Annotated in this window: 19 protein-coding genes and 1 tRNA gene; 5 read left to right on the forward strand and 15 right to left on the reverse strand. The window is 45.5% G+C overall.

What is annotated here, in order from left to right; translation table 11 throughout:
* Window positions 1-184: 184 nt before the first annotated feature.
* Window positions 185-1,060 carry a rhomboid family intramembrane serine protease gene (locus ACLHR0_RS02340; RefSeq protein ID WP_370909651.1) on the forward strand — a complete coding sequence of 292 codons (876 nt, stop codon included), beginning with the start codon at window positions 185-187 and terminating at the stop codon, window positions 1,058-1,060.
* A gap of 35 nt (window positions 1,061-1,095) precedes the next feature.
* Window positions 1,096-2,319, forward strand: a complete 1,224-nt coding sequence (locus ACLHR0_RS02345; protein ID WP_436484431.1) for a 4-hydroxy-3-methylbut-2-enyl diphosphate reductase — start codon at window positions 1,096-1,098, stop codon at window positions 2,317-2,319.
* Between the two features lie 268 nt (window positions 2,320-2,587).
* Here ACLHR0_RS02345 and ACLHR0_RS02350 read toward each other — a convergent pair whose 3' ends face one another.
* The 7 genes from ACLHR0_RS02350 to ACLHR0_RS02380 form a co-directional block, all read right to left on the reverse strand.
* Window positions 2,588-3,352, reverse strand: coding sequence for a LytR/AlgR family response regulator transcription factor (locus ACLHR0_RS02350; RefSeq protein WP_370909649.1), 765 nt, complete (start codon window positions 3,350-3,352; stop codon window positions 2,588-2,590).
* 60 nt (window positions 3,353-3,412) lie between these two features.
* Entirely contained in the window at window positions 3,413-5,365 is a 1,953-nt protein-coding gene (locus ACLHR0_RS02355; protein WP_429045310.1) for a tetratricopeptide repeat-containing sensor histidine kinase, read from the reverse strand.
* A gap of 626 nt (window positions 5,366-5,991) precedes the next feature.
* Window positions 5,992-6,681 carry a (d)CMP kinase gene (gene cmk / locus ACLHR0_RS02360; RefSeq protein WP_429045308.1) on the reverse strand — a complete coding sequence of 230 codons (690 nt, stop codon included), beginning with the start codon at window positions 6,679-6,681 and terminating at the stop codon, window positions 5,992-5,994.
* Between the two features lie 114 nt (window positions 6,682-6,795).
* Entirely contained in the window at window positions 6,796-8,361 is a 1,566-nt protein-coding gene (locus ACLHR0_RS02365) for a T9SS type A sorting domain-containing protein (RefSeq protein ID WP_436484434.1), read from the reverse strand.
* Between the two features lie 8 nt (window positions 8,362-8,369).
* Entirely contained in the window at window positions 8,370-10,229 is a 1,860-nt protein-coding gene (locus tag ACLHR0_RS02370) for a hypothetical protein (protein ID WP_436484435.1), read from the reverse strand.
* A gap of 79 nt (window positions 10,230-10,308) precedes the next feature.
* On the reverse strand, window positions 10,309-12,174 hold the full coding sequence (locus ACLHR0_RS02375; protein WP_436484437.1) for a hypothetical protein: 1,866 nt from the start codon (window positions 12,172-12,174) through the stop codon (window positions 10,309-10,311).
* A 452-nt stretch (window positions 12,175-12,626) separates the two neighbouring features.
* Entirely contained in the window at window positions 12,627-15,161 is a 2,535-nt protein-coding gene (locus tag ACLHR0_RS02380) for an ATP-dependent Clp protease ATP-binding subunit (RefSeq protein ID WP_370909643.1), read from the reverse strand.
* 298 nt (window positions 15,162-15,459) lie between these two features.
* Here ACLHR0_RS02380 and ACLHR0_RS02385 point away from each other — a divergent pair, with 298 nt between their 5' ends.
* Together ACLHR0_RS02385 and ACLHR0_RS02390 are read left to right on the forward strand one after the other, a co-directional pair.
* Window positions 15,460-15,834: an STAS domain-containing protein gene (locus ACLHR0_RS02385; protein ID WP_370909642.1), complete on the forward strand. Its 375-nt coding sequence runs from the start codon at window positions 15,460-15,462 to the stop codon at window positions 15,832-15,834.
* A 79-nt stretch (window positions 15,835-15,913) separates the two neighbouring features.
* Window positions 15,914-16,822 carry a ribonuclease Z gene (locus ACLHR0_RS02390; protein WP_429045299.1) on the forward strand — a complete coding sequence of 303 codons (909 nt, stop codon included), beginning with the start codon at window positions 15,914-15,916 and terminating at the stop codon, window positions 16,820-16,822.
* Between the two features lie 68 nt (window positions 16,823-16,890).
* On the opposite strand, the gene dapA is transcribed toward ACLHR0_RS02390, so the two are convergent.
* On the reverse strand, window positions 16,891-17,766 hold the full coding sequence (gene dapA / locus ACLHR0_RS02395) for a 4-hydroxy-tetrahydrodipicolinate synthase (RefSeq protein ID WP_370909640.1): 876 nt from the start codon (window positions 17,764-17,766) through the stop codon (window positions 16,891-16,893).
* Window positions 17,767-17,845: 79 nt separating this feature from the next.
* Window positions 17,846-18,799, reverse strand: a complete 954-nt coding sequence (locus ACLHR0_RS02400) for an acetyl-CoA carboxylase carboxyltransferase subunit alpha (RefSeq protein WP_079469072.1) — start codon at window positions 18,797-18,799, stop codon at window positions 17,846-17,848.
* A 158-nt stretch (window positions 18,800-18,957) separates the two neighbouring features.
* On the opposite strand from ACLHR0_RS02400, the gene ACLHR0_RS02405 reads away from it, so the two are divergent.
* Window positions 18,958-19,031, forward strand: a tRNA-Asp gene (locus ACLHR0_RS02405).
* A gap of 330 nt (window positions 19,032-19,361) precedes the next feature.
* Here the strand turns inward: ACLHR0_RS02405 and ACLHR0_RS02410 are convergent.
* The 6 genes from ACLHR0_RS02410 to ACLHR0_RS02435 all read right to left on the reverse strand — a co-directional run bounded on the left by ACLHR0_RS02410 (window position 19,362) and on the right by ACLHR0_RS02435 (window position 25,240).
* The gene (locus ACLHR0_RS02410; RefSeq protein WP_370909565.1) at window positions 19,362-19,670 is read right to left on the reverse strand and encodes an RNA recognition motif domain-containing protein; all 309 of its coding nucleotides are present in this window, start codon (window positions 19,668-19,670) and stop codon (window positions 19,362-19,364) included.
* 759 nt (window positions 19,671-20,429) lie between these two features.
* Window positions 20,430-21,524: a Fic family protein gene (locus ACLHR0_RS02415; RefSeq protein WP_436484441.1), complete on the reverse strand. Its 1,095-nt coding sequence runs from the start codon at window positions 21,522-21,524 to the stop codon at window positions 20,430-20,432.
* 232 nt (window positions 21,525-21,756) lie between these two features.
* Window positions 21,757-22,533, reverse strand: a complete 777-nt coding sequence (locus ACLHR0_RS02420; RefSeq protein WP_436484443.1) for an alpha/beta fold hydrolase — start codon at window positions 22,531-22,533, stop codon at window positions 21,757-21,759.
* A gap of 51 nt (window positions 22,534-22,584) precedes the next feature.
* Entirely contained in the window at window positions 22,585-23,490 is a 906-nt protein-coding gene (locus ACLHR0_RS02425) for a helix-turn-helix domain-containing protein (RefSeq protein ID WP_429045295.1), read from the reverse strand.
* Between the two features lie 175 nt (window positions 23,491-23,665).
* A complete protein-coding gene (locus ACLHR0_RS02430) occupies window positions 23,666-24,418 on the reverse strand; it encodes an SDR family oxidoreductase (RefSeq protein WP_429045293.1) in 753 nt (250 codons plus the stop codon).
* A gap of 60 nt (window positions 24,419-24,478) precedes the next feature.
* The gene (locus tag ACLHR0_RS02435) at window positions 24,479-25,240 is read right to left on the reverse strand and encodes an SDR family NAD(P)-dependent oxidoreductase (protein WP_429061368.1); all 762 of its coding nucleotides are present in this window, start codon (window positions 25,238-25,240) and stop codon (window positions 24,479-24,481) included.
* Window positions 25,241-25,639: the final 399 nt, after the last annotated feature.

Below are 25,639 nucleotides of genomic sequence, written 5' to 3' on the forward strand. Positions count from 1 at the left end.
CGACAAAAAATTAAACTGCGTAAACGGCATTTTTTTTGCCGCAGGAAGAACCAGTATCCGGATTAATTGTTGTTAACAGGTGCAGGAGAGATGATATTCATTAGCAGTGAACAGGCTTACTTTTCGTGCTTTCAAAATGTTAATTACTATTATTTAATCCCGGATTTTATTTTAATTTGTGTATATGAACGGGACCTCATTTCAATCGGATATTCGCTACTGGCTCAGGCAGGGAAACACAGTTAACTATTTGCTTTTCTGGAATATCGTCATCTTCCTGGGATTAAATATACTGCGTCTTATTGCGTTTCTGACCAAGCAGCCCACTCCTTTTGAATGGACCTATGACCAGCTGGCCATGAATGTTCCGCTCAGCGCATTTATCCTAAAGCCCTGGGGGCTGATCACTTACATGTTTACACATGTTGGCATCTTCCACGCCCTCTTCAATATGATCAATCTTTACTGGTTTGGTAACCTGTTCCGGGATTTCCTGGGAAATAAGCGGGTACTCCCCCTTTATTTGCTGGGAGGTATTGCGGGCGGTTTATTGTACCTGCTGAGTGCCAGTCTTTTTCCGGGCTTCGTAGGTACCACTATGGTGGGCGCTTCAGCTGCCATCATGTGTATCCTGGTGGCAGCGGCAACCCTGATGCCCAATTTTGAAATTGGCCTGATGTTCCTGGGCAGCGTGAAACTGAAATGGCTGGCGATGGCCCTGGTGATACTGGGATTGATCTCTATCCCGGATGGTAACATCGGCGGCCTGATTTCCCACATGGGCGGTTCCCTGCTGGGCTTCCTCTATATACGCACCCTGCAGGCAGGGACTGACCTCTGCCAGCCCCTGATATGGTTATTTGATTTCAACAACCGCCGCCAGCAACGGCCGACCCGTAAATTCAAACCCAAGAAGTCGCCGCTGAAAGTGGTGAAAAAAGCCGAAGACAGGGACCCTTCCAGGTTAGACCAGCTCTTGGATAAAATCAATGAAAAAGGTTATAATAGCCTCAGCGCCGAAGAAAAAGCATGGCTGGACAAAGTGAGCAAAGAAAACTGATTAACTTTGTCCTTCAATTTTCTGCCATTTAACACATGAAAACATTTAACGTTCCGGTTATATATCGCAGTCCGCTGATCAGCGCCATTAAAAACCAGCGCAAGCAGCAGGACCGCATGAAAAAGGACTTCACGCCTACCGAGCTGGATTTTGGTCCGCTCCGGATTTTACTGGCCCGGCACTTCGGGTTCTGTTATGGTGTGGAAAACGCCATTGAAATTGCCTTCAAAACCGTGGACGAAAACCCGGGCAAACGGATCTTCCTGCTCAGTGAAATGATTCACAACCCGCATGTAAACAACGACCTGCTTGACCGCGGCGTGCAGTTTATTATGGATACCGCCGGCCATCAGCTGGTTCCCTGGGAAAGCCTGCAAACAGATGATATTGTGATCATCCCTGCATTTGGCACTACCCTGGAAACCGAGCGGCAGCTGGCCACCCTGGGCATTGAACCACTGAAATACAATACCACCTGTCCTTTTGTGGAACGCGTATGGAACAAGGCGGAACAGATTGGTAAGAAAAACTATACGGTAATTGTACACGGCAAGCCAAAGCACGAAGAAACCAGGGCTACCTTTTCCCATAGCGCCTCCGGCACGCCTACCGTGGTAGTAAAAGATATTAAGGAAGCGGAGCTGCTGGCAGAGTTTATTACCGGCCGGCGTACTCCGGAGGAATTTAACACCTTGTTCAAAGGACAATATTCACCCGGTTTTAACCCGGCTACCGATCTTCAACGGGTAGGCGTAGTGAACCAAACCACGATGCTGGCTACCGAAACGCAGGCCATTGCCGATTACATCCGGCAGGTGATGATCACTCATTTCGGGCTTACAGAGGCTACCGCCGGCGAAAGGTTTGCCGATACCCGCGATACGCTCTGTTACGCCACCAATGATAACCAGACGGCCGTTACCGGCATGCTGCAGGAACCTGCTGACCTGGCCATTGTAGTGGGAGGCTATAACAGCTCTAATACTTCGCACCTCGTGGAACTGTGTGAAGAAAAGCTGCCTACCTATTTTATCTCATCTCCCGAAAAAATACTATCCGCAAAGGCGATTAACCACTGGGACTTTCACCATAAAGAAGAGATTATTGCTGACAGCTTTTTACCGGAAAAGGAAAAAGTAACCATCCTGCTTACCAGCGGCGCTTCCTGTCCGGATGCCCTTGTGGAAGGCGTGATACGCCGGCTGCTTTCGTTTTACCAGCTGGAGCACAAGGCAGATGAAATGGCTATAATTGATTAAAAGTATCTATCTGTACAAAACTGATTAAAATGTCATAAAAGCAAAAAAGACACCACGTGGTGTCTTTTTTCTTTGGGGCTAATCACGCTAGTAATGCAGAGTATAAAATCTTTATATTGCGTTTATATTGAAATCGTAATTCAAAAGTAGTTTATCTCCAATATGCCTGCAATAGCCATTTATTATATGGTAGGTAATTAATTATAACTGGCATAAAAACGAATAAAATCGGAATACGCACTTCTGCAAATACGCTGTACATCCTCATTTAGAACTGCATCGCCTTTTTCAGGAACTCTGCTTTGCGTCTTCTGGACACTTCTACCTGTGTACCATCGCTCATCAGTGCAAAGCCTCCTTCTCCCTGGATATACGATTGCATTTGCTGCATATTTATCAGGTGGGAATTATGTACCCGGAAGAAATCCACGTCAGACAACAGCTCCTCAAACTCTTTCAGGGGGCGGGATACCATGAGATTTTTCTTATCCGTAAAAAAGATGCGGGTATAGTTACCGGTAGATTCGCAACGGACAATGTTCTGCACGGGCATAAACACCAGGCCGTTGATAGTGGGTAATGCAATTTTCTTGTGTGTTTGCTGTATTGTTTTCATGTTCTGCAAAAACACTTCCATCGGAGAAATGCCCTGGTCCTTTGGCCGGTTCAATTTCTTCTCCCTGCATTTTTCCAGAGCATCCTGTAATTCCTTTACACTAAAGGGTTTCAGCAGGTAGTCGAGCGCATTGAACTTAATTGCTTTTAAAGCATACTGTTCGTAGGCTGTTGTGAAGATGACGTCGAAGTACACCTTTTCAAATAGCTTCAACAGCTCAAAGCCGTTCTGGTACGGCATTTCCACGTCGAGAAATACCAGATCCGGCTGCAGTTCATCAATCATTTCCTTCGCTTCCCTTACACTTTTAGCCCAACCAATCACCTGTACACCGGGACATTTTTTTTGCAGCATCGTTTGTAGTGCATCAATGCAGTGTTGCTCATCATCAACGATGATAGCTTTTATTTCGCTCATACAAGTAGCTTTTGTTAGCTGTTAGCTATCAGCTGTTTTTATGGTTTATCAGTGAGTAAGCTAAAATATAAATTCCGCAGGTAAAATTATAGTCACCTTTGTTCCGGTGGCCTTTCCGGCTTCATCTTCCAGGTCTGTTACCGTTACTTTTGCTTCCTTGTTATTAATCTTACGGATCAGGTCTATCCTGCCTTCCGTTACTTTCATGCCTACAGAATTATGTAGCCGTCCTTTCTTTTCTTTTATTTCCATTGCTTTTTTTCTGCCTATGCCGTTATCGGTGATCGTACATACCAGGCTTCTTTTTTCCAGTACAATTTCAATATCAAGGATTCCTTTTTCATCCGGGTGTTTATGCACGAGTCCATGCCAGATAGCGTTTTCCACATATGGTTGTAATATCATGGGGGGTATCAGTACTTCATCATCATTAATCTCCGCATCGATGAGGAACCGGTATTCAAAGATGCCGTTACAGCGTAATGATTCCAGGTCAAGATACAACCTTAATGATTCCAGTTCTTTATTCAGGGTAACAAAAGTGTGTTGGGTGTTATCGAGGATGAGGCGCATGAGCCGGGAAAACTTGGTCAGATAGTCGGATGCCTCTTCCTGGTTATTGCTCCAGATGTACCGGTGAATGGAGCTGAGGGAGTTAAAGATAAAGTGCGGATTCATCTGGGAGCGGAGCGACCGCAGTTCCAGCTGTAAGGTTCGTTTATTTGCCTTCAGGTTACGGTGACGGATATAGAACAAACCGCCCACGATGGCCATTAACAGGAATGCCGCCAGGAAAAAGGTGACCACCACATTGCGTTTGGTGCGTAGGGCCGCTATCACTTTATCATGTTCCAGGTTACGGATCTGGTTATCTTTCCGGTCTACTTCGTAAATGGTTTGCATCTGGGCGAGGGCCATTGCCGACTTCTCATCCAGGATACTGTCTTTATACAACAGTGATTTATCGGTCGCTTCCAGTGATTTTTTAAAGTCCCCGCTTTCTTTAAAGTCTGCTGCGAGTGCTTTATATGCGTCCATCAGCATGGCTTTGAAGCCCCAGAAGGTGCTGATCTCGATCGATTGCAGCATATTTTTCCTCGCTTCCTCGTGTTTCCCTTGTGCGCCCAGCAGTTTACCGATACTGAGATAGCTTTCCGCCACATGTACCTTATCGTCTACCCGGTCGTTTACTTCCAGTGCTTTTTTCAGGTAGTCCATGGCGGCCGTATAATCTTTCTTTTCCTTATAGGCGGCGCCGAGGGCATTATAACATATTGCCATACCGATGGGGCGGTCCATTTTCTGGTTGATGGCCAGGGAACGTTTATAGTATTGGATGGCCAGGTCCAGTTTATTCTGGCCCTGGTATGCGTAACCGAGATTGCCGAGGTTAATGGCTACGCCCAGTTGGTTATCACTTTTCTCTTCGAGTTCGAGGGCGTGGTTAAAGTGGGTGATGGCATCCGCATATTTTTCTGTAGTGAGCTGTATATTCCCGATACTGTTGGTGGCCACGCAAACATTGCGGATGTCGTTGATCTTTTCGGCCAGTATGAGGGCTTTTACGTGGTAGTCGAATCCCTTCTGCAGTTTATCCTGCCGCCGGCAATCTACCCCGGCATTATTCAGGGAAAATACGATGAGGGAAGTGTCTTTCGCTTCCTCCGCAGCTTTGAGTGCTTTTTCGTGATAATCTTCCGCAACGATATACTGCGACTTATTTCTTTTGGCGGTTCCTAATTCGTTGTATGCCTGCGATACTCCTTTGGGATATTTGAGCTGTAGCGATAAAGTGAGCGCTTCCTGCCAGAAGGGATTTTCTATTTTATGCGATTCAAAAAAGCGGTTGTTTACTCCGCCCTTTTTCAGCAGTAAAGACACTTTCCCGGTATCGGAGGGGAGCCGGCGAACAGAGTCGAGCAGGTTGTATATCCGCAGGGAGTCCTGGGCTATCGCCTCAAAACAGGCCCCCAGCAGGAGCAAGCATAAAAAACATACACCTTTTATAGACATTGGCTGGTCTGTGTGACTACACAATTTAAAAAAGAATTACGAATAACGCATAGCGATCTAAAGATATCCGGTTAAACGGGATAGCGTTACCCTTTCACTGACAATCAAAGTGTTTAAAAAAGCGAAAGGGCGAAAGAATTCGCCCCTTCTTCCTATTAACCGAATACACCTACTGAAAACATGGAACGGCCATGGCGTACCACGCCATCCCACATTACCTTTAAATGCCTGCTGGCAGCGGTTATGCTCACGCAGACCAAATTTTATATTATAGCAACATTATAATCGGTTAATAGCAAAGGGTCCTTGTGGATATAGCTAGGATAAGACCTTTCCGGGAGCACGATATATGATAACGCGTCTTACGCACTTGTTCTTAATGTCTTATACAGTCGACAGCACTACATCAACAGCACGGACTTTTCCATACAAAAATTACCTAAGCAGTATTTTTCAGGGAGGATCAGGTTGGCTATGCAGAAATGGTCAATAAAAGTTGACATCATTTGGGCATGAAAATAAAATTCTACTGGAAATTCGGGAGGATGTGGAAAAATTATCGGGTTGGTGACCAACAGGCCACATAACAAATGTATAAAAGAGTTTTAATAAAAGGAAATAATATTTTATGAGGAGTGCGCCATAATAGCATCTTCCACCCATTGCATCACCAGTTGAAGCTGGTCATCGAGGTTCAAGTAGCTGTTATCCAGGATGATAGCATCTTCTGCTTTGCGCAGCGGGCTTATTTCCCGGTTGGCATCAATATAATCTCTCAGTTCGAGGTTTTGTTTTACTTCTTCGAGGGTGATGTTCTTATTTTTCTCATACAGTTCCTTAAACCGGCGCTGCACGCGGATCGCGATGTCGGCGGTCATGAAGATTTTGAGTTCCGCATGGGGAAATACTACGGTACCGATGTCGCGGCCATCCATCACGATGCCTTTACGGGCGCCCATCTTCTTTTGCTGGGCTACGGCCAGATCACGGACTTCCTTTACAGCGGCTACCTCGCTCACTTTTTCAGCTACGATCATTTCGCGGATCAGGTGTTCCACGTTTTCATTGTTGAGATACATTTCGCTGATGCCGGTGAGTGAGTTAGGAACAAAATCCAGGTGTACATCTTCCAGTGCAGTGGCCACGGCTTCATGCGACGTCCAGTCGATCCGGTTTTGAATAAAGTAAAGGGTAATCGCACGATACATGGCACCACTGTCTATATAGGTATAGTTCAGCTTTTTAGCCAGTTGCTTGGCCAAAGTGCTTTTGCCACATGAAGAGTAGCCATCTATCGTGATGATTATTTTTTTCAAAACTATCTGTTTAAATGAATCGCCTATAGGGAAGAACCCTACAAAATTGGGGCAAATCTCTGAGAAAATCAAAACAAAAGGCTGGAATTTCCGGTAGGGGGAAATTCCGGCCTTTTATTGGGCTACTACTACCTTGCAGGTATAAGCCACTTTCATGGTGTCTTTATGGTAGATCACGAGGAAGTAAACGCCTGACGGCAGATCTGAGATATTCACTTCGGCGTCCCTTCTTACCTCGTACTGGCGCATTACCTGGCTCCAGGTATCGTGCAGCTGCATCAGCATATCGCCGCGGATACCGCGGATAGTGACCTTGAAGTTACCGTTATTCGGATTCGGGAATACCTTGATCTGTACAAATGGAGGCACCGCCCGTATTTCAGAATAGGTGATTTTGCCGTTCCTGCCTATTGCCTTGATGCGGTAATAGGTCCAGTCGTCGTAATCATTCACATCCGGGAAGGTATAGCTCAAAGGTACGCTGCTATTGCCATTGACGGCTTTTGTTGGCAGCACGCCGATTTTCACGAATGCTTCCTGTCTTTCGTAGCGGCGTTCCACTTCAAATGTGGCATTATAAATTTCACGGCTGGTAGTCCAGTTCAGCTGCACCAATAACGGGGCAATCCTGTAGGCTTCAAAGCTGAGGAACATGGCTGGTTTGGCGGAGCCGATCAATGCTGTTTTTGTAAAGTATTCGCTGGCGCCTAATGCGTCGAAATGCCGGAGGTGCATGGTTGACGGTTGTACCATCGTCGTGGTGGTTAGTGTACCAGGCAGCGGCCTGTTGGTGATTACCGGTACGGCGTCCCATACGCCGCCAACGAAGCGGGTAATGAAGCTGCTGTCGCGCGATGTAGCATAGGCCGGCAGTTCGCTGACGTCCATGTGTTGCAGGATCACATATACTTCTCCCCCGCTGTTATCTACCCGGCGGATATTCCAGGATTTGTTCACGAAGCTGTCGGGGTAAGCCCTGCCACCAGCCGCCACGGTAAATACGCTGTCGTATACACGTGCGCCTATCATATCTTTTGCGCCGGTAATGAGCACAGCGGCGGGTGAATAGCTATCATCATCCGTTCCTACGGGGAACACCACTTTTCCACTTGCGTTGGTGATAGCGGCACGGTACAGTAATCCGCCTGCTATTCCTTTCCCGGTAACCACATAGCGGTAGTCGCTGTAGCCGGTAATGGTACCGGGTGTTTTATCGCCTACCTGGAGGTTCCAGCCGTTCAGATAAATGCGTCCGCCCGCAAAATGAAGGTTATTCCTGATCTTCAGATCGCTGAAGTCTTCCAGCAGTAAGCCCGCCGGGTTATTGAGCTGCAGGTTGGGAAAGCTGGCGCCTGTTCCGGCAATAAAGCTGTAAGCGCCAAATATCCTTTGCTGACCGGCGCCGGAAAAGAGGAAGGTGCCGCCGGTACCGGAAGTACCGTCTGCACTTTCATCGGGCAGCGTAGCACCGTTTCCGTTAGTCCATAATTTGCTGAGGAAATAAAAGGTGGCATTGGGATTAGAGCCGAGGACACCGTTGTTTGTCATATCAGCGAAGATACCTACGTTGGTATTGCCGGCGAGCCATACGGTAGCGCCGGCGGGGATGTAAACGCCTTGCTGGGCGGATGTGAAACCCACCAAAAACAAAAGGGATAATATCAGCAATAGTTTCTTCACCAATGTTTTTATTGGATTACAGTAATATCGAAAAGCCTGGTGGTTCCTGACAAAGAGTAGGCAGCAACACCAGTATTGACAAAAACTGCTGTTACGGTGTTATCAGCGGATACCCTTGAAGAAATTAAGCGTAAAGTAAAGGGAAAATCAAACCTCGGATTGATGATAACATTGCCGCCCAGCGCAAGCCTAGCACCCGTTACGGCGAATGTTACGGTGGCAGTTGCTGTTGTGCTGTTAGGAATGCTGGTTGCACCGGTAACACCGTTTACACCAGTACAATTCACATTTGACACCCTGTATACACCGTTTAGCACCGTACCGTCAGCGCCAAGTATGGCCGTACCATTTACATCCAGCAGAGCGCCGGGAGCGCTGGTTCCTATACCCACGTTTCCGCCGTTCTGCAGGAACAAACGGTAATCCTGCACGTTGGTTTCCACAAAGTTCAATCCGTTGCTTAACAGATTCCAGTGCCATTTTGGGGTACCCGCGGCATCTTCAAATGCCAGCACATCATTTCCATTTGCACGTACAATTAACGGGTGCCCGTTAAATTTCACGGCGCCGTTGAACAAGGTTAAAGTAGAGGCGGAAAAATCAACGCCGCCGCTTTCGGCAGCGGTTTGTCCCCTGCTTCCCCTGAAAAGTTCTTTATTGTTATACTTCACCACCATATCAATGGCATTGGTGGTTCCGAGGAATTGCGTGGCAGTGGCTGCGTTACCGCCGGTAAGCCAATTGGTGGTAGCAGGGTTATCTGTTAAAATAACGTCGCCGGTACTGTTTATTGAAAGCACTTTAGAAGTAGCTGCTGCCGGCGTAGCAGTGGCCAGGTTTGTTAAGCGCAACCCGGAAGTATTTGCTGAGAAAGGAGCTGAAGTAGACGGTGGCCCTGCTATTTCCACTTTATTCACGGGAGCGCTGGTGCCTATTCCTAACAACAACTTTGTAGCATCCCAGAATAGCTGTCCGTTATTTTCAGTAATAACATTTCCAGTGCCCACATAGGGAATGGAACCGGGTGTTAACCCTTTCACGGTAAGCGTTGTGCCGATCACACCACTTCCGGATATATTAAAATTTGAAGATGCCTGTGTAGTAGTGGTATTCTGAATAAAAGTAGCTGCACCCGCTTTAGCCATCCACTGCGTTCCATTAAAAGTAAGTACATCGTTATTAACAGGGGTGGTACCAAACAATACATCATAGTCAGCTATTTTATTAGCGTTCCATAATTTGATACCGTTTTTCACCGTCAGCTGTCCGGCTGTGATGGATAAGTTATTATCGATGGTCATGGAAGCAACATCTCCGCTGGCATCCTTTCCTAATATTTTTATGGGTGTACTAACGTCGTTGGTTACACGCAGTAAGTAGGTTTGCAGTCCTTCTGTAAAGTTCTTTAATCCTTTAAACGACTGGGCGCTGTAATTAACAAATCCAGGCGCTGTGAGAGAAGCGTCCGGAATGGTAAGGTTATGAATACCGCCGGCAGAGGCAAAGCCAAAAGTGCCGCCTGGCGTGTACGTGGCTTTAATTTGCTGTGCGGGGGAAAAGTCGTTGTTAATGGATTTGATGGCGGCGCCATCTGCTATCAGTTTTGTCCAGTAGTTATTGGCCCGGACGCGGAAAGTATTATCAGATTCCAGGTAGATGATCATCCCGTTTACCGGGGTAACGATCTGATTGGTATCTGCAATGCGGGTAAGGAGGAGTGCCTGCTTTTTGCTTTCCAGTTCAAGTAAAGCAGATTGTTTTATCAGAGAAGGATTAGTTCCCAGCTTTAATTGTTGTGCCGTCAGCTGTTGATTGCCCAGGCAAAACAGCATTGCAGCACATACTTTTATAAGCCCTTGCAGCTTCATACATCAACATTTAAGGAATGTACCCAAAGGAATAGAACGGCTATGATTTGCACATAGCCGTTCCTATTATTTTCTCAGCTTATTTCTTAATTACGTACCAGTTTGTTCCATTAGACTGGAGTGTGTAGAAGGTCCAGTCGTTGTAGATGGTCAGTTTAGCTCCACCTTCCAGCGTGCCGCCGGCGGAGGTTATCTGTACATCATTATCAATTTTGGTATCGTCCGGTGCGGAGGCAGCGGGTATCTTTTTAACTGTATAGATACGTCCGGTACAGGTGGTAGCATCTGGTAATACCACGCTGCAAACAGCGTTTGCGCTTACGAGGATGGTATTATCTGTTGCAGCTACCGTGTAAGTGCCGCCGGCAGTAACGGTGGTAATAGACATGGATACAGAACCGGTTACCTGCAAGGTAGAGTTGCCGATGTTATTGGTATCGCCGATGTGTACATTTTTCTTTATGGAAACTTCATCGCCAAATTTCTTGGCCCCTGCGAAGCTTTGTGCAGCGTTGCTTACCAGGCCACCGGTGGTAGCGGGTGAGGCTACGGGAATGCTCACGGTCACTTCATCTGCCACCTGGGCTACTGCCAGATCGAGACCGGCGTGACTTGATTTGAAGGTCAGGTCTTTAAATGCGCTGGCGGAAAGTTTTCTTTTCACCACATTGCCTGAAGTACCGTCACGGAGTAATACTACATCCTGCGTGGTTCCGTCTGCGATATTGGTGAGCACCACGTTATTGTCGAGCTGTGTATTTCCTTTTACCTGGAGATCGTTATCCAGGGTAGCTTTACCAGTAACACCGAGGGTGCCGGCCAGTGCAGTGGCGCCGGTTACATTCAGGGTACCGCTCAGGGTGGAATTTCCTCCTACAGAGAGATTGCTGGCAGCGCCAGGTAATGTTAAGTTACCGGTGATAGTAGAGTTGCCGGTGATAGTGGCGCCATTAGCCAATACGGTTAATCCTGTTCCGAACTGACCTTTCTTGAGGATGGTCAGATCTTCATTGCCTGTAACAGATTGCAGGAAGGTTTTTAAACCGTCGAACGACTGCGCGCCCGTAGAAACCGCACCGGGATGGGTGGCATCCGCGGCGTGCAGGATCAGTTTAGGCGCTACCGCCGGGTTGGTGTTGTCGATAGTTAAACCGTCGTTCACCGGTGTGGCATCGAATGCGCCGATGATCATTGCCAGTGTGGCTTTATCAAAGCGCTTGTAGTCGGCCAGGCTCAGTAAACCTGCGGTTACTTCACCGGCGCCGGTTACACCTTTTTGTGTGGCGATAGTGAGTACGTGTGTATCTGTTCCGGTAGTAGTGAAAGCGTAATCATTGGGTGTGGCCGTAGGCGCGGCAGTGGTCAGTTTCTGATCGGCTGCGGTTAAACCGTTGATCTTATTGATCGCTGTGGTAAAGGCTGTTTCCGAGATGGTGCGTTTGTTGATTTTGCCGGTAACGGGATCAATCAGTAGCACATCCACGCCGGCGGTTACCAGGTCCAGCTTTTTCAGGAAGGCATAACCGTTGTCGATCACAAAACCTTCCACATTGTTTCCTTTGAGGGAAAACGGTACGTTGGTGGTGGTTCCGATAAAATCGCCGGTGGTGCCGGGGTTACCCCTGAGGCCCCAGGTGTTGGCTACATCGCCTGTGTTAGCCATTCTTTGCCAGTAGCCGTGATTTCTTACATAGAAGCCTTCTTCACCGGCTTTTTTGAGGTAGATGACCATCCCATCCGGTGGAGTTAAGCCTGTGATGCCCACTGTGTCGGTTAAACGTGGGAGTAATAAGCCTTGTTTGTCTGCGTCCAGATCCAGGATAGCGGATTTTTCTATCGTAGTTGGATTTTTACCGACTTTCAGCTGTGCATTTGCCTTTGAGGCGATCATGCCCACACCGCCAACCAGCATCACCCGTACTACAATGCGTAGAGATTTTCTCATAGATATAGGGATAAATATTAAATGTCAAGCCCATCTCCGGCATTTGGTCTTTGCCGGTATGACAGTAATAAGGATAAATAGATTCAATTATCGTGGTATAAGGGATTCATGTTTCTATATAATCTAAATAATAGTAAAAATATTAAACTGTTATAGTTTGACATAATTTGGATTACATAGATCATATAAAAAACTATGCTGCAAATGTGACATATTAAATCTTTTTAAAAAATGACATGATCATACCATTTTAGTTCCGATAATTATTCACTGACGGGGTAAGGACTCACTATATGTGGGTCGTAAAATATGGTATCGGAAGAAATATATGCTGTTATGGGATGGGGGTGCTTAAAATAATCTAGTGCGGGCAGGGAGGTTAACATGTTCATGTTATAAAAAAAGCAGCCCATCATTTCTGATGGGCTGCTTTGGTTATGTTTTGCGTGTTATTACGCTTCTGATTTCTCTGATTTACTCTTGGAAGAGTTGTTTTTCAGGGTAAAGATCAGCTTTTGATTTTCCTTATCCAGGTCAGCTACGAGGATATCTCCATCATGAATGTTCATGTTGAGGATTTCTTCTGCCAGCGGATCTTCCAGGTATTTCTGGATGGCTCTGTGGAGCGGTCTGGCGCCGAACTGCTGGTCGTAACCTTTATCTGCCAGGAAGCCTTTGGCTTCGTCTGTCAGTTCCAGGCTGAATCCGAGGTTGTTCAGGCGTTTCAGTACACTTTTCATTGTGATATCAATGATGGTGTAGATGTGCTCTTTCGCCAGGGAGTTAAAGATGATCACGTCATCGATCCTGTTCAGGAATTCGGGAGAGAAGGTACGTTTCAGTGCTTTTTCGATCACTGACTTGGTATTCTCTTCTTCATTTACGGCTCTAGCGCTGGTGGTAAAACCTACGCCGGCGCCGAAATCTTTCAGCTGACGGGCTCCGATGTTGGAGGTCATGATGATGAGGGTATTTTTGAAATCCACTTTACGGCCGAGACCATCGGTGAGGATACCATCATCCAGTACCTGCAGCAGGAGGTTATAAATATCCGGATGTGCTTTTTCAATTTCATCCAGGAGGATTACGGAGTAAGGTTTGCGGCGAACTTTTTCAGTCAGCTGACCACCTTCTTCGTATCCAACATATCCCGGAGGGGCGCCAATGAGGCGGCTAACAGAGAATTTCTCCATGTATTCGCTCATGTCGATGCGGATAAGCGCTTCGTCGGAGTCGAACATATAGCGGGCCAGTGATTTGGCGAGCTCTGTTTTACCTACCCCGGTAGGACCGAGGAATATGAAGGTACCTATTGGTTTTTTCGGATCTTTCAGACCTACGCGGTTACGCTGAATGGCTTTGGTAACTTTGCTGATGGCTTCGTCCTGTCCAACCACGGCGCCTTTAAGGTCTTCACCCATGCGGCGGAGTTTTTCAGTTTCGGCCTGTACCATCCTTTTAACGGGGATACCGGTCATCATGCTTACCACTTCTGCGATAGCTTCCTCGTCGATCGGGTAGCGTTTATGCTTCACTTCTTCTTCCCACATTGCTTTTGCGCGTTCCAGGTCTTCACCCAGTTTCTTTTCAGTATCGCGTAAAGCAGCTGCTTCTTCGAAGCGTTGGCTTTTCACTACCTTATTCTTTTCCTGTTTGATATCTTCTATCTGTTTTTCCAGGTCGAGGATATTCTGAGGAACATTGATGTTTTTCAGGTGAACGCGGGCGCCTACTTCATCGAGTACGTCAATTGCCTTGTCGGGCAGGAGGCGGTCGGTCATGTAGCGGTCGCTCAGTTTCACGCAGGCATCAATGGCTGCATCTGTATAGCTTACGTTATGGTATTCTTCATAACGCGGCTTGATGTTATTGAGGATCATGATGGTTTCATCCACGCTTGGTGGTTCAACCATTACTTTCTGGAACCTGCGGTCGAGTGCGCCATCTTTTTCGATGTACATGCGGTACTCATCGAGGGTGGAAGCGCCAATGCATTGGAGTTCGCCCCTTGCGAGTGCCGGTTTAAATATGTTGGAAGCGTCCAGTGAACCGGAAGCGCCACCAGCGCCCACGATTGTATGAATTTCATCGATAAACAGGATTACGTCCCTGTTTTTCTCGAGTTCATTCATGATGGCCTTCATCCTTTCCTCAAACTGGCCGCGGTATTTGGTACCGGCCACCAGTGCGGCGAGGTCGAGGCTTACCACGCGCTTATCGAAAAGCACGCGGGAAACTTTACGCTGCACGATACGCAGCGCCAAACCTTCCACGATGGCGGTTTTACCCACACCGGGTTCACCAATAAGGATCGGATTGTTCTTTTTACGGCGGGAAAGTATCTGGGATACCCTTTCAATTTCCTGCTCGCGGCCAACAATCGGGTCTAAGCTGCCACTCTCGGCCAGCTTGGTAATATCTCTACCAAAGTTATCCAGTACGGGCGTCTTGGATTTGGTATTTGTCTGTTTGGCTTTGCTTGCGTAACTCTTTCTTTCGTCCTCAAACTCTTCTTCGCCCGGATCGTCGAATTCAGATTTAGGGTCCGCAGATTTTACAAAGCCCAGTTCGTTTTTAAAAGTATCGTAGTCCACGTCAAATTGTTGTAAGATTTGTGTACAAACGTTTTCCTTATTCTTGAGTATAGAAAGCATGAGGTGTTCCGTTTCCACCGTAGCGCTTTTCAGTGCTTTGGCTTCCAGTACGGTAACCCGTATAACTTTCTCTGCCTGTCTGGTAAGCGGGAGACTATTGATGTTAGCGATATTCTTTCCTGTCTTATCTTTAACAGCCAGCTCTACTTCCTTGCGTAACTCATACAGATCTACGTTCAAAGCCTGCAGAATCTTTACGGCCGTGCCCTCGCCTTCTCGAATAATACCTAACAGCAGGTGTTCAGTACCTATGAAGTCATTGCCCAGGCGTAAAGCTTCCTCTCTGCTGAACGAAATGATCTCCTTAACTTGCGGTGAAAAATTCTGGTCCATTGTGAGATTATTAAATTATCAAAAACCCTTACGGGGGCTTGCTTATACAATAATAACGAATAATTCTGACTTAAGATTATCACGCTTTATGCGGAAATGAAGTTATTCCTTTTTAAACTTAAACAACTTACACTTTAATAGTATAAGATTATTTTTGTGGTGATGCGGGTACGTTCGTTTAAAAATATCTACGAAGAAAAAGAGGTTTTTGTTTTCAATCTCTTGCGGTTATATTTTATAGGCGGGTCCCTCTGTTCAAAATTTATTTTTACTAAAAGTATAAAACAACGTCCAACGCATGAAATTCAAAATTGATACCAAAGAAAAAATAGTCGTTTTTTGTCCGGAAGAAGCAGCATTGGATGCTAATTTGTCAGACGACTTTGTGGCTACTGCAACAGGATTGCCGGAGCTGGAAGGACGCAATCTCATACTGGATATGACATTGGTACAAAAAATTGATGCAAAGGGCGTTGAAGCCATTTTAACAGTTTATCAGCGTATGTATGACACTAATTTTTCCTGCGCAATCACCGGTCTTAACAACACTTTAACAGCTGAGTTGAAATCTGCGGGAGATGATATGCTCAATCTGGCGCCCACCATGGCAGAGGCAATAGACCTCGTAATGATGGAAGAGCTGGAAAGAGAATTACTGAATGGATTGGAATAAGGATGGATTGCAGCTCTTTTTTACTCCCACGTAAGGGTGATTTAAAAAAAGAGGCAATTGAACGATTAAAGCTATTTACATGTTCGCAGTCACGATATTAGGTAACAATTCTGCTATCCCCACCCTGGACAGGCACCCCACTGCCCAGGTAGTTACCTGCAATGAGCAGCTCCTGCTGGTAGATTGCGGAGAAGGCACACAATTACAGATCGCGCGGTACCGGATCAGGCGCAGTAAGCTGAGATATATTTTCATCAGCCATCTTCACGGCGATCATTACTTCGGGCTGATCGGCCTGTTGAATACGCTCAGCCTTATGGGCCGTACCGACCCGATCAGCGTATATGCGCCACCGGAGCTGGAACAAATTATCCAGCTACAGCTGGATTGCTCTGGCACTGTGCTGAAGTTTGAACTGACCTTTGTGCCGCTTCAACCGGGATACAGCGGTATTATCCTGGAGGATAAGGACCTTACGGTAAGCTGTTTTCCTACCCAGCACCGGATCACCTGTTTTGGTTTTTCTTTTGAGATGCAGAAACGCAAGCGCAAGCTGATCCCCGAACAGGCCAGGGCTTATGAGATTCCGGCTGCTTATTTCAGCAAATTGCAGGATGGCGCCGATTATCAGCGGAAAGACGGCACCGTGGTAAAAAATGACTGGGTAACTTTACCCCCGCCTCCCGGCAAGCGGTATGTGTATTGTGCCGACACCCTGTATGATGTAAACTTGTTGCCGGTGCTGAAGGATGCGGACCTCATGTATCATGAAACCACCTACCTGCACGATTTAGAGCAGCGGGCGGCAGAGCGCTTTCACAGCACTTCTGTGCAGGCGGCCTCCCTCGCAGCTGCAGCGGCGGTAAAACGGCTGCTGATCGGCCATTTTTCTTCCAAATACACCGAATTACAACCTTTCCTGGATGAATCCAGGCCAGTTTTCCTGAATACGGAGATTGCGGAAGAGGGCGTAACCTATATTATCTAGGTTTATAAAATGAAAGCAGCAGCCATCCCTGGTGGATGGCTGCTGCTTTTTTTATTTACATTTTACTGTTAGTAGTTCTTCAGATAGGCTGCTATCTTGCTATACAGTCCGTCGGTAACGGGCAGCACAGGCAGGCGGAAAGTATTTTCCATAATCCCTGCGTAATGCAGGAATGCCTTGATACCGGCAGGATTATTTTCGGAGAACATCAGTTCAAATCCTTCCAGCATTTTGTAATTGAGCGTCCGTGCAGCGGGATAATCGTTTAACAGGGCCGCGTGTACCATGCTGGAAAAATCGGTCGCAAAATAGTTGGCTGCTACCGAAATAACGCCGTCCATGCCGCAGGCCAGCTGACCCAGTGCCAGTGCGTCGTCGCCGCTGATAACGAGGAAATCCTTTGGTTTATCGCGAATAATCTGCATGCACTGCATGATATCGCCGGAAGCTTCCTTCATGGCCACGATGTTTTCCACCTCATGCGCCAGGCGCAGGGTGGTTTCTGCAGTCATATTCCGGCCGGTACGGGCGGGAACATTGTACAGGATCACCGGTTTGGGAGAGGCTTCAGCAATGGTTTTATAGTGCTGGAAGATCCCTTCCTGGGTAGGTTTACTGTAGTAAGGCGCCACGCTGAGAATGGCAGCCGCTTCATCGAGCGGGCATTTCTCCAGCCGTTTTACCACATCCCTTGTGTTATAATCGCCAACGCCAATCACTACAGGCACCCGCTTCGACACCTTTTCGAAAGTGAATTTTATCAAATCCAGCTTTTCATCTGCAGAAAGAGTAGGTGTTTCGCCAGTTGTGCCTAAAGACACAACATAGTTCACGCCGCCATCGATCACGTAGTTGATCAACTTTTCCAAAGCATTCCAATCTATGCTTTCATCTGCTTTAAAGGGTGTTACCAATGCCACCCCGGTGCCTTTTAGTTGTTCCATATTGCGTTTACGGGAAAATAAAAATTTCGAACTTCGAAGGCCGAAATTCGAAATTTTTATTGTTATCTCTAAATATTTTTTATTTCTCTTCGTAGAAACCCATGCGGGAGAACTTATCGATCCTTTGTTCGATGCGGGTATCCGGATCAATTTTCTTTAATTCTGCGAGTGTTTCCTTGATGCGGACCTTCAGCAGGTGGGCCATTTCATCGGGATTTACGTGAGCGCCGCCGAGTGGTTCACGTACGATGCCGTCTACCAGGCCAAACTGGCTCATATAATCCGAGGTCAGCTTCAGCTCTTCTGCCGCTTTTTCCTTGAAATTCCAGCTACGCCAGAGGATTGTGGAGCAGTTTTCGGGAGAAATTACCGTGTACCAGCTGTTTTCAAGCATAAATACGCGGTCGCCGATACCGATGCCGAGTGCACCACCGGAAGCGCCTTCCCCGATTACGATACAGATGACGGGGACGCGGAGTTTTACCATTTCAAAGAGGTTGCGGGCAATGGCTTCTGCCTGGCCTCTTTCTTCCGCTTCCAGGCCGGGATAAGCGCCGGGGGTATCGATGAGGGTAACAATGGGCTTATTGAATCTTTCGGCCAGTTTCATCAGGCGCAGGGCCTTGCGGTACCCTTCGGGGTTGGCCATACCAAAGTTCCTGAGCTGGCGCATTTTGGTGTTTACGCCTTTCTGCTGACCAATAAACATGACAGTTTCGCCATCCAGGTCGGCGAAACCGCCTACCATGGCTTTATCGTCTTTTACATTCCGGTCGCCATGCAGTTCCGTAAAATTGGTGGACATTTTTTCGATGTACGCCAGTGTATAGGGCCTATCCGGATGACGGCTCAGCTGTACGCGCTGGAATGCGGTGAGGTGGTCGTAGATATTCTGGCGGGTATCAGCAATTTTTTGCTCATACTCGCTAACAGTAGCAGAAACATCCACACCTGATTTTTCACCATTTTCCTTCAGCTTCTCCAGCTGATCGTATAAGTCAGCGATAGGTTTCTCGAAATCCAGGAATTGCATAATTTGATTAAATTGGTTAAAGATCGGATGTAAAGATAATGCTGAAAATATTTTTTAAAAAAGATTTGCTTAATTGGGAACTTTGTTGCTATCTTTGCAATCCCAAAACGGAGGAACACAACGGATTGGGACACAAGTTCTTAGGACAAAAAAGGAATGGATCGGTAGTTCAGTTGGTTAGAATGCCGCCCTGTCACGGCGGAGGTCGCGGGTTCGAGTCCCGTCCGGTCCGCAAAATCTCGAAGGAACCCGCGCTAGTCGCGGGTTTTTCTTTTATGGTCGATTAGTTAGTCGATTTCCCTTTAATTTCCTTAAATAAAATACTTCTTATTTATTTCTTAGTGATTCACCCAATGGCATATGTTAATCGAATGCCAGGCAATTTTTTGGGGGAGGGCATTTGACGAGTCAATAATAGTGAGAGAAAGTGATAAAAACGGTGCTGCCATCCGGTACATAGAAAAGTAAAAGCAAAGCTACAAACTACTTAACGTATTCTGTGGCTTTGCTCTTTTGTTCTCCTAACAGATAAAGGTAACCGACGTTTTAAAACATCCAACTATTAGTATCTGGGTTTAAATCCAGGGCGTGGGCCAGATCTGGAGAAACGATTATTTTCTCGTCCTTCAGGTTTTGGCCGAGCCTCATACACTACTATTGTCTGGCCAGCAACTACTGAATTATTTAATTGCTTAATTGCCTGTACTGCATTAGAATCGTCTGGCATTTCAACGAATGCAAAGCCTTTAGAACGGCCACTGTACTTATCATAAGCTACATTAATACTATATACAACTCCAAACGGGTCAAATAAAGACCAAATCTCATCTTCAGTTGTTCTATCACTTATATTACCTACAAAAATATTCACAAATATAATTTTAATTAAATATACATATTACTGAAAAATAGGGACTAAAAAAGAAAAAGAAGCCCAAGCTAAATCAGAAGAAGCCAATGCAACTTTGCTAAAGTTAGAGCAATAAATTGGGTATTACAGGATTACTCTATGGGGATATTACAAATGCGTCAAAAATTAGCTCCCTGCAACTCTAACGCCCGTTAAACTAAAAATGGTTGTTGGTGATTAGCTAACAACCATTTTTAGTTTACAGGTAAAGAATAAAAGAGTGGGGTTTAAATATTTTTACCAACTCTCAATATTCACTTCACGGGTGCCACTATAGAATTTAACAGACAAATTTTCAAGACCGCTTAAAGCTAATATTAAATACCTTATTCTTCTGCGGATCGCTTGATAATTGAAACCATGAGCTGCTCCATCTTTCATAACAATTAGCCTTATTTCTCAATCAATACAACGTCTGCAAATCCTATCCGCATTGTTAAAACACCCATTAAGAAGGAGGCAAATCACGAACATTCTGTTTGGATAGCTAATAATAATTTTTTATTTCTAACACTCTCCTTATTTTCATACAGATATTCTCTTACACTGCACTTTCCTGCTCTTTTTATCAGATCTTTAGGCAGTATATTTTTATAATTCTTAATCGATAATTCCATTGTACATGTCTATATAAAGTCAGAAAAGGCAGGTAACCTATTACTCAATAAACTATAGAAGATCTCCTGATAGAAGTACGTGCAAAAGACAACCGACAATTATTTAATTACGGCTTGTATGTTGAAGTAGTTCTAATAACCGATAATTTAAATATAACTTTTCTTTCCCAACTTGCTCGCTCTTCAGAAATCCGTTTTCTTCTAATACCTTTAAATAACCACCAACTGTTTTTAGATTCCCAAGCCCAGCTAATTCCAATTGAGAACGTTTAGTATATGGTAATTTGAAAAGGACTTCAATGAGATCTTTAGAATATATCCTCGGTAACTTTTCCTGAATTTCAACGCTCATCTGTTCCATTAGCCTTTCAATTTCAATAATCTGATGACGTCCTTTTGAGGATGTCTGCTCAATCATATCCAGCATATATAAAATCCACGAAGCCCAATCTTTCTCTTCCGTTACTCTCCTTAAATTTGCATAATATTCATTTTTATGCCGGATGATATAATCACTTAAATACAATGCAGGTAGGTCTAATAACCCTGTCAGCTGGAGATACAGTAATATGATAATTCTTCCCGTACGGCCATTGCCATCAAAAAATGGATGTATAGCTTCGAACTGGTAATGAATAACAGCCATTTTTATCAACGGATCTATTCCGTCTTCAGCATGGATAAAATCTTCAAGATTCTTTAATTTTTCCCGAATTATAGATTCTCCTTCCGGGGGCGTATAGATGATCTTTTCTGTTGCCGGGTTTTTCAATTGTGTTCCAGGTACATTGCGAATACCCGAATTATTCTCTTTTATAATCTGCATGATGGAAATAAAGAGATTAGTAGTCAGAACGGGCTTTTTCTGAATTTGCTTTATCCCATACCAAAGTGCATCTTTATAATGTATTACTTCTTTAGTAGCAGAGGAACCTCTTCCTTTTTCATTAATTGACGCTCTGAATAACTCATCCTGTGTTGTGATAATATTCTCAATAGCAGAACTTGCCTGAGCTTCCTGCAAATTTATAGTATCAATAAATAAAGTAGGATTAGGGAGATTGGTAATTGCACCTTTTAGCTCTGATAAAGACCGACTAGCTGCGATGGTCTTTTTAAGGATAGTAGTATCCTCTATTACTGCGGTCGGAGGTAACAAAGGCAGATCATTATAAGGAATAGATGAATTATATGGCATATTTTTCCATTTAAAAACGCGAGTAAATTTTGTCCTCAAAAGAAGAACAAGGGCAAATATACGTAATTTTCGCCCTCGTTAAATAAACAGAGGTAATTTTCGCCCTCGTTCATATTTCAAGGGGAAATCATATATTAATGACGGGGATCTCCTCCACCCCGCAAAGCCACTCTTTAAGAGTGGCTTTTTTGTTGAAACCATGTCAGTAATCAGACCTGCCTACCCTACTCTTTTAAAGGTGAGTTGCGGAAATTATTAAGTCTGCAACCTCTTTGGGATGGCTTATATAGACACTATGGCTTGCACCTTCTACTTCAACTATTTTCTTACTATTAGCCCTTTTTGCATACATCCGTTCTAAATCAGGGTTAATAATCCTATCGGATTTTGCTACCATATACCAAACCGGTTTCGTTTTCCAGGCCGGATTTTGAATGATGGCATGGAATACCACGTCAGCAGTAGGCGTTTGCGAATTTGCCATAAACTCTGCTTTTGATTTTTGCAGGTCACCTGAGAAATCAGCGGCAAACATCTTTGGGTTGATGTAGTCCCAGCCGCCATTTCCCTTGATCAGTGATTTATAGGCAGCCGGGAAAATTTTGCCGTTGTCAGCTTCAGATTCACCATGATCCGGTGCATGCGCAGCAATATATACCAGTCCGCTAACGAGGGAATCATTACCCGCCGTTGTTATTACGGCGCCTCCGTAGCTATGCCCTACCAAAATACAAGGCCCGTCCTGCAGGTCAATTACCCGTTTTACCGCAGCTACATCGCCGTCGAAGGTAGTCAGTGTAGGCTGGGCAATGCTGACCTTATAACCTTTTTTGGTGAGGATTTCATAGACCTGTTCCCACCCCGAGCCATCTACAAATGCGCCATGAACAAGCACAATGTTTTGGACCTTTGGGGAAACCTGGGCTTGTAACTTTGCGACGAAAATCGTCATAATACAAATAACCAGCATTTTAAATGTGCGAATGCCACGATTGGAATGTAGGTTCATAGTATACTTTTTTAAAAATTTGTTTATAAAATGACAGAGTGCCGTCAGTTTTCAATTCTGTTGCCGGAAATCCGACGGTGATTTACCGGTTTTGTTTTTAAATATCTTTGTAAAATGAGAGGGGTGTTCAAAGCCCAGTTCAAATGCAATTTCACTGATGTTTTTCTCTGTGCTCCACAGCAGGGATTTCGCTTTGTCCACCAGTTGCAGGTGAATATGTTCCAGGGTGGTTTTACCGGTATACCTGTTCAGCAGATCCGAAAGATAATCAGCAGAGAGGTTCAGCCGGGATGCGAAGTATTTTACATCGGGAAGTCCGTCATCGATCAGCGAATCCTTTGAAAAATAGTCCAGCAGCAAGCTTTCAAACTGCTGAACCAGGTCCTGACTGGGTTTGGAACGTGTGAGGAACTGCCGGTCGTAAAAACGGCTACAGTAGTTGAGCAGCAATTCAAGGTTATTTACGATCAATTCCTGTGAATGTTTGTCTATGTTTTGCGAATACTCCTGCGTCACGTTATCCGCGCAGTTACGCAACGTCTTCTTTTCATCACCTGACACATGCAGCGCTTCATTGGCATCGTACTGAAAAAATGAGTATCCATGGATCTTTTTGCCCAGTGCGGTCCGGTACAGCAAATCAGGGTGGAAGAATAATCCCCAGCCATCATCATAAGAAATGTAACGCTGTGTAGAAACAGCCTGCCCTGGTGCGGTAAATACCAATGTGCCCTGATCAAAATCATAATGGGAACGCCCATAGCCCATTGATCCTTTTAACTGTTTAAGATACACCGCATAAAACCCCAGGCGGAACACGGTTTCCTTTTCCGGAAAGTTATTCCTGCTGACCTGCTGCAACGGAAGGAAGGAAACTAATGGATGCTTCGGTGGAGGGCAGCTGTAGAGCTTATGCAGCTCATGTATGGTATTGATATCGACGAATGATTTTTGCATGCAGTAACAGATTAGGGAGCCAAGTAAATTTACTAAAAAGTGCTGACCATTTTCAAGGCTGCCACCTGTACCGCCAGGCTTCTGTAACGATGATTGTACGTTTCATAATTGTATTTCTTATAATGATTTTTTTATTGTCAGGTGTTAAACAATGAAGCAGAGGTAATTTTCTCCTTCAGGCGATAGCACCTCCACTGACCAGAAGCTGCTGGCCGCTTACAAATCCAGACAGTTCACCAGCGAAAAATTCTGCAACATTTGCAACATCCTCCGGTGTGCCCATCCTTCCCATGGGATAAAATGTTGGTACGATGGCCCTGATAGGCGCTTCTGCGTCAACAACAGTATGGATTCCTGCACCTTCGGTTGCCGTGGGCAGTATGGCGTTTACAGTTATGCCCCTTTTACCTAACTCTTTGGCCAATACCTGCACCAGGTACAAAGCAGCGGTTTTGCTTCCACCATGCAGCGCATAGCCGGCGTTGGGCAGTCCGGTAGTGCTGGAACCGATATAAATAATCCGGCCATTGTCGGCAACATGCCTGGCTGCCGCCTGCATAGTGAAGAATGCGCCCTTTGTATTGGTGTCAAACAGGCTATCAAATTGCTCTTCGCTAAACGCAGTAACCGGCACGCCTACCAATTCCAATCCTGCATTTACCACAACAATGTCAATTTTCCCAAATTCCTGGATGGCAACTTCAAATAGCCGGTTTATTTCAGCGGGCTTTGAAACATCCGCTTTCACTGCAATAGCTTTTACCTGGTAACTTTCAATCTGTTTAACTACTGCATCGGCGGCCACGCTGTTACTTGCATAGTTAACTACGATATGTGCGCCCAGTTGGGCATACCTCAAAGCAATTGCTTTACCGATGCCTCTTGAAGCGCCAGTAACCAGTGCCACTTTATTTTTTAACGGATTCATAAATATGTTTTTGAGTTTGAAAAATTGAGGAACAAACGCAAAGCATGTTCCTCCCGGGAGCTAAATAAACATCCCACCCGATATCTCGATGCGTTGGGCATTTACAAAGCGGCTGTCTTCGGATAGCATTGATGCGACAAACATGCCCACATCGTCCGCATTTCCAAGACGTCCAAGCGCGGTCATGCCGGCAATTTGCTCGCGATGGCTGTCATCACCTTTTCCACCACCAAATTCTGTATCAATTGCCCCTGGTGCAACACTATTTACACGGATCTTCCTTCCGGCATATTCTTTGGCAAAATACCGTGTCAAGCCTTCTATCGCGGACTTAAGAGCACCATATACGGCAACACCAGGAAAGGCGAAGCGGGCAAGCCCGGAGGAAATATTAATAACCTGGCCACCATCAACGATCAATGGAATCAGTTTTTGCGTAAGGAAAAACACGCCTTTAAAATTTACGTCCACAAGTTCGTCGAACTGTTCTTCGGTTGTATCCTTGATGAGGGTTCGCTGGGATATCCCTGCGTTGTTTACAAGATAATCGAAGTTCTCCCGGTTCCATTCCTGCTTTAGCACCTGCGAAATCTGATTGGCAAAGCCATTAAAGGAGCTGGTTTTGGATGTGTCTAATTGCAAGGCAACGGCCTTACCTCCGCTGCTGTTGATGGTATCAGCAACAGCTTTCCCCTGATCGGAGTTGCTGTTGTAAGTGAGGATAACGTCAATACCACGTTGAGCGGCATTTAACGCAATACTTTTTCCTATTCCACGGCTTCCGCCAGTTACAAGGACAATTTTTGATGCTGTTGTTTTCATCTTTTTAAAGTTTTAATTTATATAGCAAAGTTCAACAGCGCGGCGTAAGGCTACTTATACATTTCCGGACAGGTTTTATACATTTCGGAGATGCTGGGAATAATGTAGATATTTCAGTGAAAATCTTTACTAACAATTCAACACAAAACGCCTCCCATCAGCGTGGCTATGCAGACTGGTAATTGTATGAATAAGTCACTGCATTCCCTGCAGGAATGGCAGAACGAAGTAGTGATTGTACGACTTAAATTCCGGCTGTAAGATTTAGAAATGAAGAGAATTAACAAAGCTCCGGAGTACCGGAAGGGTAGGCGCCTCTGACGATTCCAATTAGTTTAGTTGAACACGCTGAATTAAACAGCTGTAAAATAAATGACAGCATCCACGAATCGATTATCG

The sequence above is a fragment of the Chitinophaga sp. ARDCPP14 genome, from assembly GCF_051362515.1.
Taxonomy (GTDB): domain Bacteria; phylum Bacteroidota; class Bacteroidia; order Chitinophagales; family Chitinophagaceae; genus Chitinophaga.

Coding starts and splice junctions, on each gene's coding strand:
- ACLHR0_RS02340 (WP_370909651.1), top strand. CDS start 185: ATGAACGGGACCTCATTTCAATCGGATATTCGCTACTGGCTCAGGCAG.
- ACLHR0_RS02345 (WP_436484431.1), top strand. CDS start 1,096: ATGAAAACATTTAACGTTCCGGTTATATATCGCAGTCCGCTGATCAGC.
- ACLHR0_RS02350 (WP_370909649.1), bottom strand. CDS start 3,352: ATGAGCGAAATAAAAGCTATCATCGTTGATGATGAGCAACACTGCATT.
- ACLHR0_RS02355 (WP_429045310.1), bottom strand. CDS start 5,365: ATGTCTATAAAAGGTGTATGTTTTTTATGCTTGCTCCTGCTGGGGGCC.
- ACLHR0_RS02370 (WP_436484435.1), bottom strand. CDS start 10,229: ATGAAGCTGCAAGGGCTTATAAAAGTATGTGCTGCAATGCTGTTTTGC.
- ACLHR0_RS02375 (WP_436484437.1), bottom strand. CDS start 12,174: ATGAGAAAATCTCTACGCATTGTAGTACGGGTGATGCTGGTTGGCGGT.
- ACLHR0_RS02380 (WP_370909643.1), bottom strand. CDS start 15,161: ATGGACCAGAATTTTTCACCGCAAGTTAAGGAGATCATTTCGTTCAGC.
- ACLHR0_RS02385 (WP_370909642.1), top strand. CDS start 15,460: ATGAAATTCAAAATTGATACCAAAGAAAAAATAGTCGTTTTTTGTCCG.
- ACLHR0_RS02390 (WP_429045299.1), top strand. CDS start 15,914: ATGTTCGCAGTCACGATATTAGGTAACAATTCTGCTATCCCCACCCTG.
- dapA (WP_370909640.1), bottom strand. CDS start 17,766: ATGGAACAACTAAAAGGCACCGGGGTGGCATTGGTAACACCCTTTAAA.
- ACLHR0_RS02400 (WP_079469072.1), bottom strand. CDS start 18,799: ATGCAATTCCTGGATTTCGAGAAACCTATCGCTGACTTATACGATCAG.
- ACLHR0_RS02415 (WP_436484441.1), bottom strand. CDS start 21,524: ATGCCATATAATTCATCTATTCCTTATAATGATCTGCCTTTGTTACCT.
- ACLHR0_RS02420 (WP_436484443.1), bottom strand. CDS start 22,533: ATGAACCTACATTCCAATCGTGGCATTCGCACATTTAAAATGCTGGTT.
- ACLHR0_RS02425 (WP_429045295.1), bottom strand. CDS start 23,490: ATGCAAAAATCATTCGTCGATATCAATACCATACATGAGCTGCATAAG.
- ACLHR0_RS02430 (WP_429045293.1), bottom strand. CDS start 24,418: ATGAATCCGTTAAAAAATAAAGTGGCACTGGTTACTGGCGCTTCAAGA.
- ACLHR0_RS02435 (WP_429061368.1), bottom strand. CDS start 25,240: ATGAAAACAACAGCATCAAAAATTGTCCTTGTAACTGGCGGAAGCCGT.